Origin of the sequence: Paenibacillus ilasis (assembly GCF_043195395.1) — a bacterium.
Taxonomy (GTDB): Bacteria; Bacillota; Bacilli; order Paenibacillales; family Paenibacillaceae; genus Paenibacillus_AQ; species Paenibacillus_AQ lautus.
Genome location: NZ_JBHDJG010000001.1, coordinates 1918653 through 1934371, shown reverse-complemented (window position 1 = coordinate 1934371; position 15719 = coordinate 1918653). Strand labels below are relative to the sequence as shown.

General features: G+C 50.4%; 13 protein-coding genes. 1 reads left to right on the top strand and 12 read right to left on the bottom strand.

Going from position 1 to position 15719, the window contains the following annotated elements:
• Positions 1 to 2: 2 nt before the first annotated feature.
• Entirely contained in the window at positions 3 to 965 is a 963-nt protein-coding gene (locus ACETK5_RS09165; RefSeq protein WP_100537668.1) for an ABC transporter permease, read from the bottom strand.
• A gap of 6 nt (positions 966 to 971) precedes the next feature.
• Complete coding sequence (locus ACETK5_RS09160) at positions 972 to 1154, bottom strand: tautomerase family protein (protein ID WP_076321763.1); 183 nt, start codon at positions 1152 to 1154, stop codon at positions 972 to 974.
• Positions 1155 to 1413: 259 nt separating this feature from the next.
• On the opposite strand from ACETK5_RS09160, the gene ACETK5_RS09155 reads away from it, so the two are divergent.
• A complete protein-coding gene (locus ACETK5_RS09155) occupies positions 1414 to 2607 on the top strand; it encodes a glycoside hydrolase family 88 protein (protein WP_394055203.1) in 1194 nt (397 codons plus the stop codon).
• A 25-nt stretch (positions 2608 to 2632) separates the two neighbouring features.
• Here the strand turns inward: ACETK5_RS09155 and ACETK5_RS09150 are convergent, their stop codons facing one another.
• The 10 genes from ACETK5_RS09150 to ACETK5_RS09105 form a co-directional block, all read right to left on the bottom strand.
• On the bottom strand, positions 2633 to 3715 hold the full coding sequence (locus tag ACETK5_RS09150) for a sensor histidine kinase (RefSeq protein WP_394055201.1): 1083 nt from the start codon (positions 3713 to 3715) through the stop codon (positions 2633 to 2635).
• Entirely contained in the window at positions 3712 to 4404 is a 693-nt protein-coding gene (locus ACETK5_RS09145) for a response regulator transcription factor (protein WP_394055199.1), read from the bottom strand. The genes ACETK5_RS09150 and ACETK5_RS09145 overlap by 4 nt, the downstream gene beginning before the upstream one ends.
• 150 nt (positions 4405 to 4554) lie before the next feature.
• Positions 4555 to 5394, bottom strand: a complete 840-nt coding sequence (locus ACETK5_RS09140) for a sugar phosphate isomerase/epimerase family protein (RefSeq protein ID WP_394055197.1) — start codon at positions 5392 to 5394, stop codon at positions 4555 to 4557.
• Between the two features lie 3 nt (positions 5395 to 5397).
• Positions 5398 to 6471, bottom strand: coding sequence for a Gfo/Idh/MocA family protein (locus tag ACETK5_RS09135; RefSeq protein ID WP_394055195.1), 1074 nt, complete (start codon positions 6469 to 6471; stop codon positions 5398 to 5400).
• Between the two features lie 856 nt (positions 6472 to 7327).
• Positions 7328 to 8347 carry a galactose/methyl galactoside ABC transporter permease MglC gene (mglC, locus tag ACETK5_RS09130; RefSeq protein ID WP_100537674.1) on the bottom strand — a complete coding sequence of 340 codons (1020 nt, stop codon included), beginning with the start codon at positions 8345 to 8347 and terminating at the stop codon, positions 7328 to 7330.
• Positions 8325 to 9854, bottom strand: a complete 1530-nt coding sequence (locus ACETK5_RS09125) for a sugar ABC transporter ATP-binding protein (protein WP_394057369.1) — start codon at positions 9852 to 9854, stop codon at positions 8325 to 8327. Before ACETK5_RS09125 ends, mglC begins: the two co-directional genes overlap by 23 nt.
• A gap of 119 nt (positions 9855 to 9973) precedes the next feature.
• The gene (locus ACETK5_RS09120; RefSeq protein WP_394057367.1) at positions 9974 to 10999 is read right to left on the bottom strand and encodes a galactose ABC transporter substrate-binding protein; all 1026 of its coding nucleotides are present in this window, start codon (positions 10997 to 10999) and stop codon (positions 9974 to 9976) included.
• Between the two features lie 199 nt (positions 11000 to 11198).
• Entirely contained in the window at positions 11199 to 12200 is a 1002-nt protein-coding gene (locus ACETK5_RS09115) for a substrate-binding domain-containing protein (protein ID WP_100537677.1), read from the bottom strand.
• Positions 12193 to 14022 (bottom strand): cache domain-containing sensor histidine kinase, encoded by a 1830-nt coding sequence (locus ACETK5_RS09110; RefSeq protein ID WP_326113269.1) that lies wholly within the window; start codon positions 14020 to 14022, stop codon positions 12193 to 12195. Before ACETK5_RS09110 ends, ACETK5_RS09115 begins: the two co-directional genes overlap by 8 nt.
• A 5-nt stretch (positions 14023 to 14027) precedes the next feature.
• Entirely contained in the window at positions 14028 to 15668 is a 1641-nt protein-coding gene (locus tag ACETK5_RS09105) for a response regulator (RefSeq protein WP_394055192.1), read from the bottom strand.
• Positions 15669 to 15719 lie beyond the last annotated feature (51 nt).

The window sequence follows — 15719 nt, the reverse complement described above, 5'->3', positions numbered from 1 at the left end:
CTCTAATACAGCGACTCGCCGGTCGCTTTCTTGCTGATGGTGTTTGCAATGGAAATCAGGAACAAGCCAACAACGGATTTGAACACCCCGATGGCAGTGGCATAGCTGTACTGAAGCTGCTGCAAGCCCGCTTTGTAAATGTACGTGTCCAAGATTTCGCTGGACTGGATGTTAAGCGGGTTCTGAAACACGAATACGCGTTCAAACCCATAATCCATGAAGTCCCCGATCTTGAGCAGGAACAGGATCGTTATTACGGGAAGCAGCGCTGGCAGGGTAATGCTGAGGGTCTGGCGCCATCTTCCCGCTCCATCAATTTCGGAGGCTTCGTAGAGATCCGGATTTATGCCTGCGAGCGCCGCCAGATAGATGATGGTCCCCCATCCGACATCTCTCCATAATCCAGAGCCCACCAATACCGTTCGAATATAGGAATCTTCGCCAAGGAAATAGATCGGCTCTATGCCGAACCAGCCGAGTATCACGTTCACGATCCCCGATGATGGGGACAGGATTCCCACAAAGATACCGCTTACAATAACCCATGACAGAAAATGCGGCGCATAGAATATCGTCTGGACTATTTTCTTGTAAACGACCTGACGAACCTCATTGAGCAATAAAGCCAGAACAATGGGGGCGGTAAAAGCAAACAGAATGTCATATGTACCCAGCAGAAGCGTATTACGCAGAATTTTCAAAAAATCATAGTGCTGGAACATTCGCCCAAAGTGCTCAAGGCCCACCCAGGGACTTCCCGTTACGCCCGCAAACAGATTGTAGTTCTGAAATGCGATCACGGAGCCCATTAATGGAACATATTTGAATAATCCGAAGAACAGCAGTCCCGGCAGCGATATGAAGTACAGCGCCCTGTATTTCCACATGAAGCCAAGTAATCTTCTCCGTTTATCGAGCTTTCCCTCCAGAATCGGGCTTACCCCTGCTTTGCTTGGCTCGGCCATCTGTCATCACCTCTTGTTTCTCAAATTGGCCGGTGCGTTGTCATCTATCGGAATTTCGTCAAACCGGATGCTGATAAATTCAGGCTCCCGGTCAATGATCCGTGACAGCTCCTTTGTAAAAACATCAACGATTTCGTTCTTCTGCTCATCCGTGCGTCCTTCATACATTTTAATCGTAATTTGCGGCATCGGCTTTCGCCTCCTTAGGAAATGGATGTGATGAATATCCTTATCCTATAAGTTTTCATGACCGGGCAGCAATGGAAGAAGATCGGTTCCTTTGTGTTTTTTTTAGGTGGATCGGCGGCTTGTGTTTTTTTAAGATCGGCTTGTTATTTCAATAGTTCTTAAGCGGTATATGTAGAATTTGGCAGCGTTCTATGGAACAATGGATCAAAGCAGTTGCGATAATTAGCCAAACGATGACATCAGTTTTGGGAGGTTAGCGATGAACGGACAACATCAGGAAACGATAATGCCCTATTCGTTATTATGGGGACAATTGGATAAGAAACTGTCGCGCATGACGGGACAGCTCCAAGGCAAAGTTCCTCATGCAACAACGAACGGAATCTATGATTCCACCCGGATCGACTGGTGGACCTCCGGTTTTTGGCCGGGAATGCTCTGGATCATGTATGATATGACCAAGGAGCCGCAGTATAAGGAATGGGCTTGGGAATGGGATGTTCGACTTGAACAAGCCCTTATCGGGGACAGTAATTTTCATCACGATGTCGGCTTTCAATTTCTGCCGACAGCCGTCATCAAATATAAACTGACCGGCGATCCGGATGCCAGGCGGAGAGGATTGTTGGCGGCTACCCTGCTGGCCGGGAGGTATAACCCGGTCGGCAGATTTATTCGTGCTTGGAATCAAGTGAAACCAACCTCATGGAATCATGGGAATGAAGGCTGGTCCATTATCGACTCCACCATGAACCTCTCCCTCCTATTCTGGGCTTCCGAGGAGAGTGGTGACCCGAGATTCGCTCATATCGCCAGAGAGCAAGCCAATACGGTTGCCGAGCATTTCATAAGACCGGACGGCTCCGTTCGGCACATCTGCCGATTTGATCCATTAACGGGAGAATTCATCGAAGCGCTGGGAGGACAAGGCTATGGTCCGGAGTCTGCGTGGAGTCGTGGAGCGGCCTGGGCATTGCATGGCATGGCTAATACCTATCGTTATACCCGCGATATACGGTATCTTGAAGCCGCCAAGCGAGTTGCCCATTTTTTCATAGCTTCCCTTGAGGAGGATTCCATACCCCGCTGGGATTTCCGCGCGGAGCGCAAGGAGATGCGAACATCCGATCGTGAAGAGACGGAATCATCCCCGATCACTTCCGAACCACGGGATACGTCAGCAGCATCCTGCGCTGCTTCCGGTCTGCTTGAAATCGCGGACCTGGTGCCTTTAACCGACAGCCCTCTGTACCGCGAAAGTGCCTTGCGTATCATCGACTCCTTGACGGCCCATTACGCCGAATGGGATGACCCCGCTTATGAAGGCATACTGAAGGAAGCCACGGGGCATCTGCCTGCCGGACAAAATATAAACGTCTCGCTGATCTATGGGGATTACTATTATGTTGAGACCGCTGCCAAGTTAATGGGATGGAAAAACCGGATCTTCTGATCCGGTTTTTTGCATGTCCATTCAACTATTCTTCTTTAGGAATCCGGATATAGAAGCAGCTGCCGCCGGCATGCTTCTCTCCGCTCTCAGCCCATACCTGACCGCCATGTGCAGATACCAGCTGCTTGACGATGGCCAGCCCCATCCCGCTTCCGCCACTTAACCGATTCCTTGACTTATCACCCCGATACAGCCTTTCGAAAATATACGGCAGATCGGAGGAAGAGATCCCCTGCCCTGAATCTTTGATTCGAATTAGGGCGTTTGCCCCTTCGTCCACGAGTTCGGCTTGTACCGTTCCGCCAGCTGGCGTGTAGTGTAAGGCATTACTTAACATATTGATGAGAACCTGGAGCATCCGGTCGGCATCCACCTCGGCTAGGATCGGCGAACCGCTGACATATTGCAGGTCCACCTTTTTTTCATGATACATTGCTGCCGCCAAGGTGATGGCCCTCTCCATGATGTGACCAAGCTCCTGCTTGGATCGGGATAGTTGAAACTCCGGCGATTCCATATCATGCAAATCCTCGAGCTCCGTGACGAGCTGAATCAATCGATCAATCTCTTCCAGGCACGTTTGAAACCGCTCTGCAGTCGGCTCCCATATGCAATCCGCTAGTGCACGGGTGTGACTCTTTAATGTGGTTAACGGCGTTCGCAGTTCATGTGCGATATCTTGGGTCATATTCCTGCGAAGCAACGCCTGCTTCTGTAGCTGCACAGCCAGCTCGTTCAGCGAAGAGCCAAGTCCTGCGATTTCATCGTACCCTTTGGTTGCCACACGAATGTCCCAATTCCCCTGCGCCATCATTTCAGCCGCTCGTTTCATCTGGACGAGGGGAGTCGATATTCTCCTTGCAACATACATGCCTATTACGGAAGCAATCGCAATGGATAGGAGACATGTCAAAATGATGGATTGCATCTGCGCCTGCTCCAAATGATAATTCAGCTCAGCCATTCCATGATGTACGGATGATTGCTGCTGGAACATGGCTATATGATAATGGTTAGTCACAATATTGATCACGGTAAACATGATCAGAATCCCTGCCGTGATACTGATAATGATGGCGGCAAGCCTCAGGTCCAGCCGATGCTTCAAGGCCCATCACCTCCAAAGCGGTATCCGAATCCGTAAACGGTGATGATATACTGGGGCTGCCTTGGGTCGGGTTCAATCTTTTGCCTAAGATTCTTGATATGCTGATCAATGATTCGGATATCGCCGATAAAGTCATAGCCTAACACACGATCGACCAGTTCTTCGCGCGAGAAATTGCGCTGGGGGTACTTAGCCAATAGAAGCAGCAGTTTGTATTCGCTTGGCGTCAAATTTACGACCTGTCCATGGCAGGTAACTTCGTGTTTCATCGAATGAATGGCCAGCGCGCCTTGGTGATATACAATAACGTCCGCCAGCAGCTTGCTGTCATCTCCCCGCCTCAAGACGGCCTTGACTCTTGCCACAACTTCCCGAGGGTCGAACGGCTTCACGATATAATCATCCGCTCCGATGGCAAACCCGCCAATCCGGCTGCTCTGGGCCACCTTAGCCGTTAACATCATGATAGGCACCGCGCTGAACGTACGAATTTCCTGGCATATCCGCTCACCATCCATATCAGGAAGCATGAGGTCCAGTATGACAAGATCGACGGATTCCTCTCGTAAGAAATCGAACGCTTCGGCACCGTTGGCCGCCTCCAGCGTCAGATAATGTTCTTTGTTCAGGTAAGATACAAGAACTTCTCGAATATTCGGTTCATCATCCACGATTAATATCGTCTTCATTCTGGGTTTCTCCTTATTGAATCCTTCGTCAGTACAAGTCAACTTTAACATAAGACCCCATTGTAACTGAAACTTGTGAAGATTCGATGAGGATGAACCAAGAAGCCCATACCATTCATAGGTACTGCTGTTATTGCGCTGAGGGTCGTGTCATAACATGGCCTCTGTGATTTGAGACTTCAGATAAGAGACGCTTTGCGGCACCTGACGTTCATGCAGGCCATGAAGGATCAGCGGACCCTTGAAATGATAAGCGTGCAGCAATTTCATGTAAGCTTTATAATCCAGTTCACCGGTTCCTGCAGCCGTATAATGGAGTCCGTCTACGGTCGAATAATCCTTGGCATGCGCAATAATGACATGTTCGCTGAGCAGTGACAGCGCTTGACCGATAACTTCTGCCAGGGGCCTCCTCTCAGTCGGACTGAACAAGTTCGCTGCATCCAGAACGACCTTTAACCGGGGAGAATCCATCGTATCCAGAAGCCGTCTGGCTTTGACAGCATCGCTGATCACATTGGCAGGCTCAGGTTCAATAGCCAGTTCCAGCTCGAACTCCTCTGCCATATTCACTACTTCATGCAAAGTCGTTAACAGGTCATCCCACGCTTCCGGTGAATCGTTATCCGGATGCTCCCTCCACATATTGTCCTTATCCCTTGTGCCGGTGCACAGGGTAATGACCGACGTCCCCATCGAATGGCACATGGCTGCCAATTGACGAAATCGTCGAATGTCACCTCGCAATCTCTGCCGGTCCGGGTGAATCATATTGAAGGTTCCGGATACGGCGGCTATTTGAAGATGCCGTTTCACACATTCTTCTCTTATATACACCGCGGTTTCCAGATCGATCTCGTGCGGCAGTGATGGGAGACCCGCGCAGGAAAGATTAAATTGGATCACACTCAGTCCGGTTGCTTTCACTGCGTCCAAATTTTCCTCCAATGTAGGTCGTTCAAACGTCTTGGAGAAAATGCCCAGCCTCATGCCTCATACACCTCCCGTTACATTAGCCAGCTTCACCGTATCCTCGCTCTCCACCGATCGTGCGATCGCCGCCATGGCACGCATAGCAGCCACTCCATCCTCCAGATTGGCACCTCGCATGGGTGCCTGCTCCAGAATCGTATCCGCAAAGCCTTCAACCTGCAGCTTGAAGAAATGCGCATCTTCGCCAAGCGGACGATGATAACAACCATCCCGTGCCGAGAATACCTCGACGTCGCTGGACTTAAAAAGCCAAGGATTATAGTTCTTGCCAATCACGCTTCCGTGTTCGCCGTAGATGTGAAAGCCCTCATGCCAGTCCATCCGCACGGCAACCGTTAGATCCAGATGTCCTACAGCGCCCGAGGCATACTGCACCGTGACAAACCAGTTATACGCCCCGAACTTTTGCGTGTTCCAGGCTGTAACGCTATCTATCTCTCCACCTAAAAAGCGAGCCGTATCCACCAGATGACTGCCATGCGTCAGCATGTAATAACGCAGCTTATCCAGCTTCGGATTCCCTTCCGGCCTTAACGCATTCGGACTTAACTGTACCATGGGCTGCACGTTCTCGGTGACCGTATACCGGTAGGTTGAGTCGCAGTACCATGCTTTCAACGCCAGCATCTCACCCATTTCTTGATCCATAAACTGCTTAGCATAAGCGATGCCTGGGTCAAAGCGCTTCATATTGCCGATTTGGACAATACATCCGGAATGCCGCGCCTTCCGCTGCAATTCCTCACACTCTTCTACGGTGACGCCAAGAGGCTTCTCCACTAGAACATGTTTCCCTGCTTCAATGGCTTTAAGAGCGGCTTCCACGTGAAATTGATCCGCGATGCCGATGATAACAGCCTCCACCTCGGGATCGGCCAGCATCTTGTCATAACCATTGTAGGTTTGTACCGGCTGATGGATATCGGCCATGCGGTTCATCAAATCCTCCGCGACATCGCATATCGCGTATAGCCTGGCATTGCGCGCTCTCCGGCAAGCCTCGAAATGTCCGTACTGCGATATGGGGCCGCAGCCCAGTACGCCGATATTTAACACCTTCTTCTCCATGATCATGACAGCACCTCCTGTAATGGATGATTATAAGAAAAACGTCTATCGACGTACCTTCTCAGAAGACAGACCGCGGTTAAAGGATGTTTTTCTTGCGATATCAGGAAGGCCCATGCTTCGAAGTTTATACTTCCTGATATCTTAAGAAAAACGTCTATCGACGTACCTTCTCAGAAGACAGACCGCGGTTAAAGGATGTTTTTCTTGCGATATCAGGAAGGCCCATGCTTCGAAGTTTATACTTCCTGATATCTTAAGAAAAACGTCTATCGACGTACCTTCTCAGAAGACAGACCGCGGTTAGAGGATGTTTTTCTTGCGATATCAGGAAGCCCATGCTTCGAAGTTTATACTTTCTGATATCTAAAGAAAAACGTCTATCGACGTACCTTCTCAGAAGACAGACCGCGGTTATAGGATGTTTTTCTTGCGATATCAGGAAGGCCCATGCTTCGAAGTTTATACTTCCTGATATCTAAAGAAAAACGTCTATCGACGTACCTTCTCAGAAGACAGACCGCGGTTATAGGATGTTTTTCTTGCGATATCAGGAAGGCCCAAGCCTCGAAGTTTATACTTCCTGATATCTAAAGAAAAACGTCTATCGACGTACCTTCTCAGAAGACAGACCGCGGTTATAGGATGTTTTCCTTGCGATATCAGGAAGGCCCAAGCCTCGAAGTTTATACTTCCTGATATCTAAAGAAAAACGTCTATCGACGTACTTCCTCGGAAGACAGGTCGCGGTTAAAGGAAGTTTTTCTTGCGATTATTGAATGGTTCAGCTCCGCTGAAAACTAATAAATTCTATAATCTATGGCAAAAGCCACAGGATATACTCCTGCGGCCGCAATCCCTCTTATTTTTTTGCCATGTATTTGCGAATGTCAAATGCGACCGCTGCTACGATAATAAGCCCTTTAATGATCAATTGCCAGTATGGGCTGACGCCGATAAAGGTTAATCCGTAATTGATGACGCCGAAGATAAGAACCCCGGCCATCACGCCCGGCACCGTACCGATGCCTCCCGCAGTGGACACCCCCCCAACCACGCATGCGGCAATCGCATCCAGTTCATACATATTGCCGTAGTTATTCGTCGCGCCCCCGGTTCTCGCAGCCTCCAGTACGCCGGCGATGCCGTACAACGCACCGGAAATAGCGTAGATCGCTATAAGATTACGGGCTACATTGATCCCCGAAACATGCGCCGCTTGCACGTTGCCGCCGATGGCATACATATTTTTGCCGAGCCGGGTTTTGTTGAATATCACCCAGCAGATGAACGCAACGAAGACGGCGATAATGACGATGTAAGGGAGTGAATATCCGCCGCCGAAGTCAATGTAGCCGCTGCCCCACACGGTAAAGTCCGGTCTCAAGCCGCCAATCGGCTGGGATTGGTTCGGCTCCATATCAAAATAGATGGAATTGATGCCGTAAATGCCGACCATCGTACCGAGCGTGGCTATGAATGGCGGCACATGCAGTTTAGCTACAATGAAACCATTGATTAACCCAACGATAAGCCCCGCTAATATACCGATAAGAATCGGCAATACAACCGATACTTGGGGCAGGTCCGGGAAGAAGCGGTTTGCGTATACATCCGTTTGCAGCATGGAAGCCGATACAACCGCCGTTAACCCGACAACGCGTCCTGCGGAGAGGTCAACCCCGCCGGTGATCAGAATGAACGCCGCGCCAAGGGCGATAATTAATCGGGTGGAGGATTGCTGTAAAATATCCCGCAGCGTGGAGAAGGCCAGAAAATTGGGATCTGCGACTGCAATCCCGACAACAAGTAATATCAATACTACAAATATGGCGCGCTGCGCCAAATAATCTTTCACCTTACCGATGGTTTGCGTATTCATCGACTTCCCCTCCCGAATCAGCTGACCGCTGTGCGGCAAGCCTCATGATTTCCTCTTCGCTTGCTTCCTGCCCTGCGAGAATTCCCGTCAGCCGCCCTTCGCTCATCACCATGATTCGGTCGGACATTCCGAGCAGCTCGGGCATTTCGGAGGAAATCATAATAATGCTCTTTCCTTGCTTGGCTAACTGCGTAATGATCGAATAAATCTCGAACTTGGCGCCGACATCAATTCCACGGGTCGGTTCATCCAGCAGAAGGATTTCAGGCTCAGTCAGAAGCCACCTCGCCAGCAGTACCTTCTGCTGGTTGCCACCCGACAGGTTCCGTATCTGGGTATGGACCGAGGGAGTTTTGGTTCTCAGCTGCTCCACGTTCGTTCGCGCATCCTCGATTCCTCTGCGTTCATTTAACAGGAACGCCCAATTCTGATACCTTCGAAGATTGGCAATGACGGTATTCTCATAGACCGAGAGAACCGGAAATATGCCGGTAACTCTGCGCTCTTCCGTCAGCAGCGCCATATTATTTTTCTTGGCATCCGAGGGTGATTTGATCTTTACTGGCTTCCCGTTTATCGATATGGTTCCGGAAGCCACTGGACGAAGCCCGAATATAGCTTCAACCAATTCCGTTCGCTGTGCGCCGACAAGGCCGCCAACGCCCAGAATCTCTCCCCGTCTTAGCTCGAAGGACACATTCTGAAACGATTTCGGATTCGGGGAACTCAATTGGTGGACCTGCATCCGGGTTTCGCCGGGAACGTTCATCCGTTCCGGATAGCGCTCCGTCAAGTCCCGCCCCACCATGCGGGTGATAATCAAATCGGTTGTCAGCTCGCCGGCTTGCCAGGTGCCCACATACTTCCCATCGCGCATGATCGTCACATCATCGGATATGCGCAAAATCTCTTCCATTTTGTGCGAGATGTAGACGATGGACACGCCTTGCGAACGCAGCCTGTTCATCATGCTGAACAGATGCTCCACTTCATTGCCTGTCAGCGATGAGGTTGGTTCGTCCATGACAATGACCTTGGAGCGATAGGATACCGCTTTGACGATTTCCAGCGATTGGATTTTGGATACAGAGAGCGCACCTGTTCTTGCCCTGGGATCCATATCGATATCGAGCTCGCGGAACAGACGGAGCGTATCTTCTGCCATCTGTTTCTCATTCACGAATTTCAAAGGCCAGAAGCCCGTCACCGGAAATCTTCCCAGCCATATATTCTCCATCACGTTGCGGTGCGGCACGGGATGAAGTTCCTGATGGATCATGGAAATTCCGTGATTCAGTGCATCCTTGGAGCTGTTGATGGTTACCTTGCTGCCGTTCAAATAAATATCGCCTTCATCAGGCTTGTATATGCCGAACAAACATTTCATCAACGTTGATTTACCTGCCCCGTTCTCTCCCATAAGAGCATGCACGGTGCCTGGTCTTACCTTAAATGTTACGTCGCTTAGGGCCTGAACACCGGGAAACGCCTTCGATATATTCCGCATCTCCAGCACATACGGTTCCGTCACGTTGGGGTTACCTCCTTCGCTGGCCGGGTCGAAAAGAGCCGAATATAAAGGGACAACGCTACGAATAGCCGCTGCCCCTTCCTATAACCCTGCTATTATTTCGCGTCGGCGATATTGTCCTTCGTTATTTTTTTGTAAGCGATCCATACGTATTTGCCGTCGGTAATATCAAATCCGGTGTTGTCCTTGTTCGGCGTTTCTCCTTTGGATAGTGCTGCGGCAATCGCGACGGAAGCTTTGCCCTGGCTCTTGGCATCATTAAGCACGGTGCCGAGAAGCGTGCCGTCTTCCAGTGCCTGAATGGCCGGAGCTGTCGCATCTACGCCCACAACCGGCATATATTTGTCGCCGCTGAAGTACCCCGCTGCTTTCAATGCTTCAATGGCACCGAGCGCCATATCGTCATTGTTGGCCAGAACCGCTTCAATCTTGTCGCCATGGGATGCAAGGAAGGCCTGCATCTTCTCCTGTCCCTTCACGCGATCCCACATGGCGGTATCCACCGCAAGCGCTTCGACCTCGATCCCGGCATCTTGAATCGCCTGCACGGAGAATTTGGTCCGCAGCTCGGCATCCTGATGCCCCGGCTCGCCCTGCAGCAATACATACTGCAGCTTGCCATCCCCGTTCTTATCCGCCTTCGGATTGGCCTTCCAATAATCAACGATAAGCTGGCCCGAAATCGTTCCGGATTCCTCGGCTTTCGCCCCTACGTAATACACCTTATCCCATTTGTTCATGTCTTCCGCGATCGGCTCCCGGTTCAAGAAGACCACCGGCGTATTCGAAGTTTTAGCCTTATCGATAATGACGCCGGCGGCCGTCCGATCCACCGGGTTGATGATCATGGAGCTGTATTTCTTCGAAATAAACAGATCGATTTTCTCATTTTGGGTGGGCTGTGCATTTTGACTATCCACGATATCCAGTTTGGCTACGCCATTCGCTGCATCGGACATCGCGTTCCGAACGCCCGTCATGAACGTATCGTCGAACTTGTAAATCGCCACCCCGACTTGAGGTGTGCTGCCGCTCGCCGCTTCACCTTCTTTGCTTTCGCTGCCGGTTGAACTGCTCCCGCCGTTATTGCATGCCGCCGTGGTCAGCATCATGCCGGCCATAAGGATTAACAGCCATTTTTTCTTCACCTGGGTTGACCTCCCTGTTTCATTCGAATTTTCAGTGACGGGTTCGGCAATTTATATGCCATATCTCACTGTCTACCGCCATTATGCCGCAATGCTTCTGACATTCGAATTCAAAATCCTCATGCTTTCTAGCAAAATTCTCATCACTTTGCCTCTAAGGATCGGGACTTCGTTACTTCACAAATGGAAACAGCACCTTCTGATTATCCATCCAGAACATATTGTCAGCATCAATCACCTTGGTCTCAAGCACAATCGGCTTGTCATATTTCGAACCATCCAAGACCTTCACGGCCTGTTCTACTCCCAGATAACCCGTGCTGAACCCGTTCTGCACAACGAGCTTGTGAAGGATGCCATCCTGCAGAAGCTGAAGCTGCTCCAGATCGCTACCAAAGGTGACAATCTTGATCTTCCCCTGAACTTTCCTTCTCGCGACTTCTTTGGCCGCTCCCAAGGAGGCCTGAATATCGAGTGCCAGAATCCCGTCGACGGATCCCCGGTCCAGCAGCTGCTTGGCCGCCTGCCAGCATGCATCTTCGCGTTTGCCGCACGCAGCTCCGTCCGCTATTTGTATCCCGCTCATTTCCGACAATACGCTTTTGGCGCCCTCTTCGCGGGCCATTAGGTCGGGATCCTCCCTGTCGGATCGAAGTATGGCGACAACACCCCGACCTTCAAGCAACTCGGCCAGCTGCTCCCCCGCCTTGCGTCCGGCCACCTCATTATTGATGGCAATGGCGGAGAGGACGCCTGTCGTCATTCGCTGATCATTCAAAGCAATGACGGGCACCTCAGCTGCTGATGCTTGATCACCTAATTTCTGCAGTACAGCTTCGGATGCCGGATCGATCAAAATCGCGGAGGAGCCTTTCTCCAGCACCTTCAATGCTGCTTGCAGCTGCTCCGCTTCATCGTCACTTGGCTCCAGGGAGATATAATCAAGCGCCAATCCGTATTCCTTGGCAGCTGCCTCGGCGCCTAATCGGATGGCATCACCCTGCTCTTCGGCGTGTATGGGCGCTACGAGGGAAATATGCCGAAGGTCGGGCTCATTCTCATCCTTGGTTGCGCCCGAAGAACACGAGGTTAAGAGGATCAAGGATAGGATAAGTACAACGAGATAGCCCTTGGGTACAGCCGGTATCCGTACCACACGATGAATTTTAATCATTCTCCAGCCCCTCCTCTATGTGGTGAATGACCGGAATCCGTATGCGAACGGTCGTGCCCACTTCAAGCTCACTCTCAAACTCCAGACCGAAACGATGCCCATAATACAATTGAATGCGGTCATGAACATTTCGAACGGCCACGCCGGAGCCTGCCGTATTGATAAATGGAGCCGGATTATGACGCAGCGCTTCAACCTCTAATATCCGCTCAACCATCGCGGGAGACATCCCGACGCCATTGTCCGTCACCGTCATCTCCAATAAGTCGCCATTGATAGCAGCCGTTATGTGAATATGTCCCTGATCCACCATATACTCAATGCCATGTACGATGGCATTCTCGATTAAGGGCTGCAGCACCAGCTTTAGCGTGTAACAAGACTGCGCCGCTTCATCCGCTTCGATCATAAAATCGAATTTCTGTTTATACCTCATCTGTTGGATGGTCAAATAATGCCTTGCATGTTCCAGCTCTTCACGGACGCTTATGGATGTCTTCCCTTTGCTCAAGCTCAAACGAAACAGCTTGGACAAGGAAGTAATCATCGTAATGACCTCCTCCTTCTTGCTCATGCCCACCATACGGACAACCGAATTCAACGTGTTATATAAAAAATGCGGGTTGATCTGAGCCTGCAAAGCTTCCAGCTCGTATCTACGCTTCGATTCCTGCTCTTTCACAATCTGTTTCATGAGCTGCCTGATCTTATCCAGCATCAGATTGAACCGGCTGGACAGCTGTACTACTTCCAGTGGCCCCCGCATCGGGAGCTTCACATTAAAATCGCCACGTTCCACCGCCTTCATCGTTCTGCCCATCCGGCGGATGGGGCGGGTGAGCATGGCCGAGAGAATCAGGGAAACCACGATGGCAAGCACCAGTACAATCGCCACGACCTGAATCAGATAACGATTGACCTCTTCTCTTGTCGTCATGATTTCATCCAAATAAGAAACCCCAACGATTTTCCATCCTATGTTGACGACCGATTTCACCGTATTCAGCCGCTTGACTCCATCCGATTCATCAATGTAGCTGTCCGAGGAAGTGAGCGCCCGCTCTACGCTCTCATTCCGTAGTCCCATGTAAATTAACTGCTGCTGGGGATGGTATACGATGTTTCCCGCTCCTTCATCGATGATGTACGCATACCCCCGCTTACCCAGGCTAATACGGCTGCTTAGCTCATCGATTTTCTTGAAGTTGATATCCACCAGCAAAATGACATAGGTCGGCTCCCCGTTATGAACAACCGTAATTCCTTTGCTCATCGTAACCACCCATTCAAATGTATGGTCGTACAAATTCTGCACATGCGGCAGCGAGAAGCTCAGATGGTTGGAGACTCTCATGGCCGAGTGAAACCAGCTCTGCTCCGTCACCCGGGCGCTGGGTTTAACCGGAATGGCCGGGTGGTTCCTCAGCATATCGCCTTGTTCATTAAATAAAGCGATGGAGACGATGTCATCCCGACTTCGCATGATGGTGTTCAGCTGTTGAGTGACCTGATCATCGTCCCATTGCCCGTCCGCGAGCATGTTTTCCTCAATGGCCCGATACAGCTGTGCCATGCCGTCCACATAATCCTCGAGATTATAGCTTACCTGATCTACAATTTGCTGGGCATTCAGAAATACGCTCTGCTCAGCCGATCGCGAGAATTTATTGAACAACAGAACAGCTACCACGATCACGATAAGCAGAATAAATGCCGAGAAGGACCACATGATGATCGATTGAATGCTGTGTGCGCGTACTCGCCTAACCCATCGCTGAATGGTTGGTTTGATCGAGTCCCGCTTGGCATACGTGATTTTCAACCGTTCTACCCCCTTGCTTGTGTCCGGTATTCCTTGGGTGAGATGCCTACCTGCTTCTTGAAGCAGAAGCTGAAATAATTCGGATCAGCAAATCCGACACGCTCCGCGATTTCGAAAGCTTTAAGATCCGATGATCGAAGAAGCTCTTTGGCCGTTTCCATCCGAAGCTGCATCAAATACTGCACGTAAGTCATTTTAACTTCTCTTTTGAACACAGCGCTAAAATAACCTGTACTGATATGAAGCTGCATACACAGCTTCTGCAGCGATAGCTCCGAATCTCCGTAATGCTCCCGGGTATATTGGAGTGCCTTCTCCACGATGTCTTTGTACGCATGCTGCCTGGAGCTGGCGATATGCTTGCGTATAGTCAAACTAATGTCCAGAAGCCAAGCTTTAGCCTCCTGCAATCCGGAAAACTTGAAGATCTCCGCATGCAGCTGAAATCCTGCGCCGAACAAAGCCTCTATCTCAATCCCGGATTCTTTGGCCGATCGCAATACAGCCGTTACAACCTCCAGAAGGTATACCTGAACGTCCTGAATGGTACAGGAGGCACCGATGAGTTCATCAAATATGTGCGAGATTGCTTCAGTCACTTCCTCTTCGGTTCCGAGCTTTAGACTGCGGATCAGCGCCTGCTCCTTTAGTTCATCCAGACGAACCCCTTCCGGTCTCGGACGCTCGACATCATCAATGAAGATGACTTTCTCGGCACCAAGAATCAATCGGTAGTCGAGCGCCAGCAGCGCACCCTGATAGGAAAGCTTAAGGTCGGACAGATTCCACACCATGGAGCCCACGCCAATCGTAACCGGCAGCTTCAAATAATGAAGAATGCTTTTTAACAAGCGCTCAAGTGTCATCTGCAGCTCGCTAAACCACGCTTCATCCTCGCTCTCGTCATTCGTAATTAACAGCACAATGCTGTCCTGATACATGAATGCGCTTACAAATAAAATGGGGTCCAGAAGCTCCTTCGCAATGTTCAGCATGGCATGCAGCATTAAATCCAAGTCTCCCGAATGGCGGAGGGAAGTTGAAGACGTATGCTCCTTATCCTTATCTACAGAAGCGGGATATAATGCCATAACAGCAGCCAGATAACTCCCCCCATTCAAAGACAAACCGTAATTTCGAGTCTTCTCCTCAATGATCGAGCGGGGCAATTTCCGGGTTAGCAGGGATGCAAGAAAGGATTCCCGAAGCAAAGGCAGACTCGTGCGGTAATGCTCCTTCAACTGGCGTACATCCTCTCGCTCCGCAACCTCCATATCAATCTTGTCCTTGATCTTCCCCAATAGCTCCATGAAGCTTTCGGCAGAGAATGGCTTAAGCAAATACTCGTCCACGCTAAGCGTAATCGCTTGACGGGCATAATCAAATTCATCGTATCCGGTTAAGATCACGATTTTGCACAGCGGCTGAAACTCTCTAAGCCAAGAGGCCAGCTGGAGCCCATCCTGAAACGGCATACTGATATCGGTAATGACAACATCCGGCTCCAATCGCTCCGCAAGCTCCACGGCCTCTCTCCCGTTCTCCGCCGTTCCCTCGATCTTGAATCCACAGGCTCCCCACTGGATTTCCTGCACGAGTCCCTCCCTTACGTCGGCTTCGTCGTCCACTAACAGCACTTTATACAAGGCAACCCCTCCTGTTCTATTCTGTCAAATTAGTTAAAAGAATCTAATGTG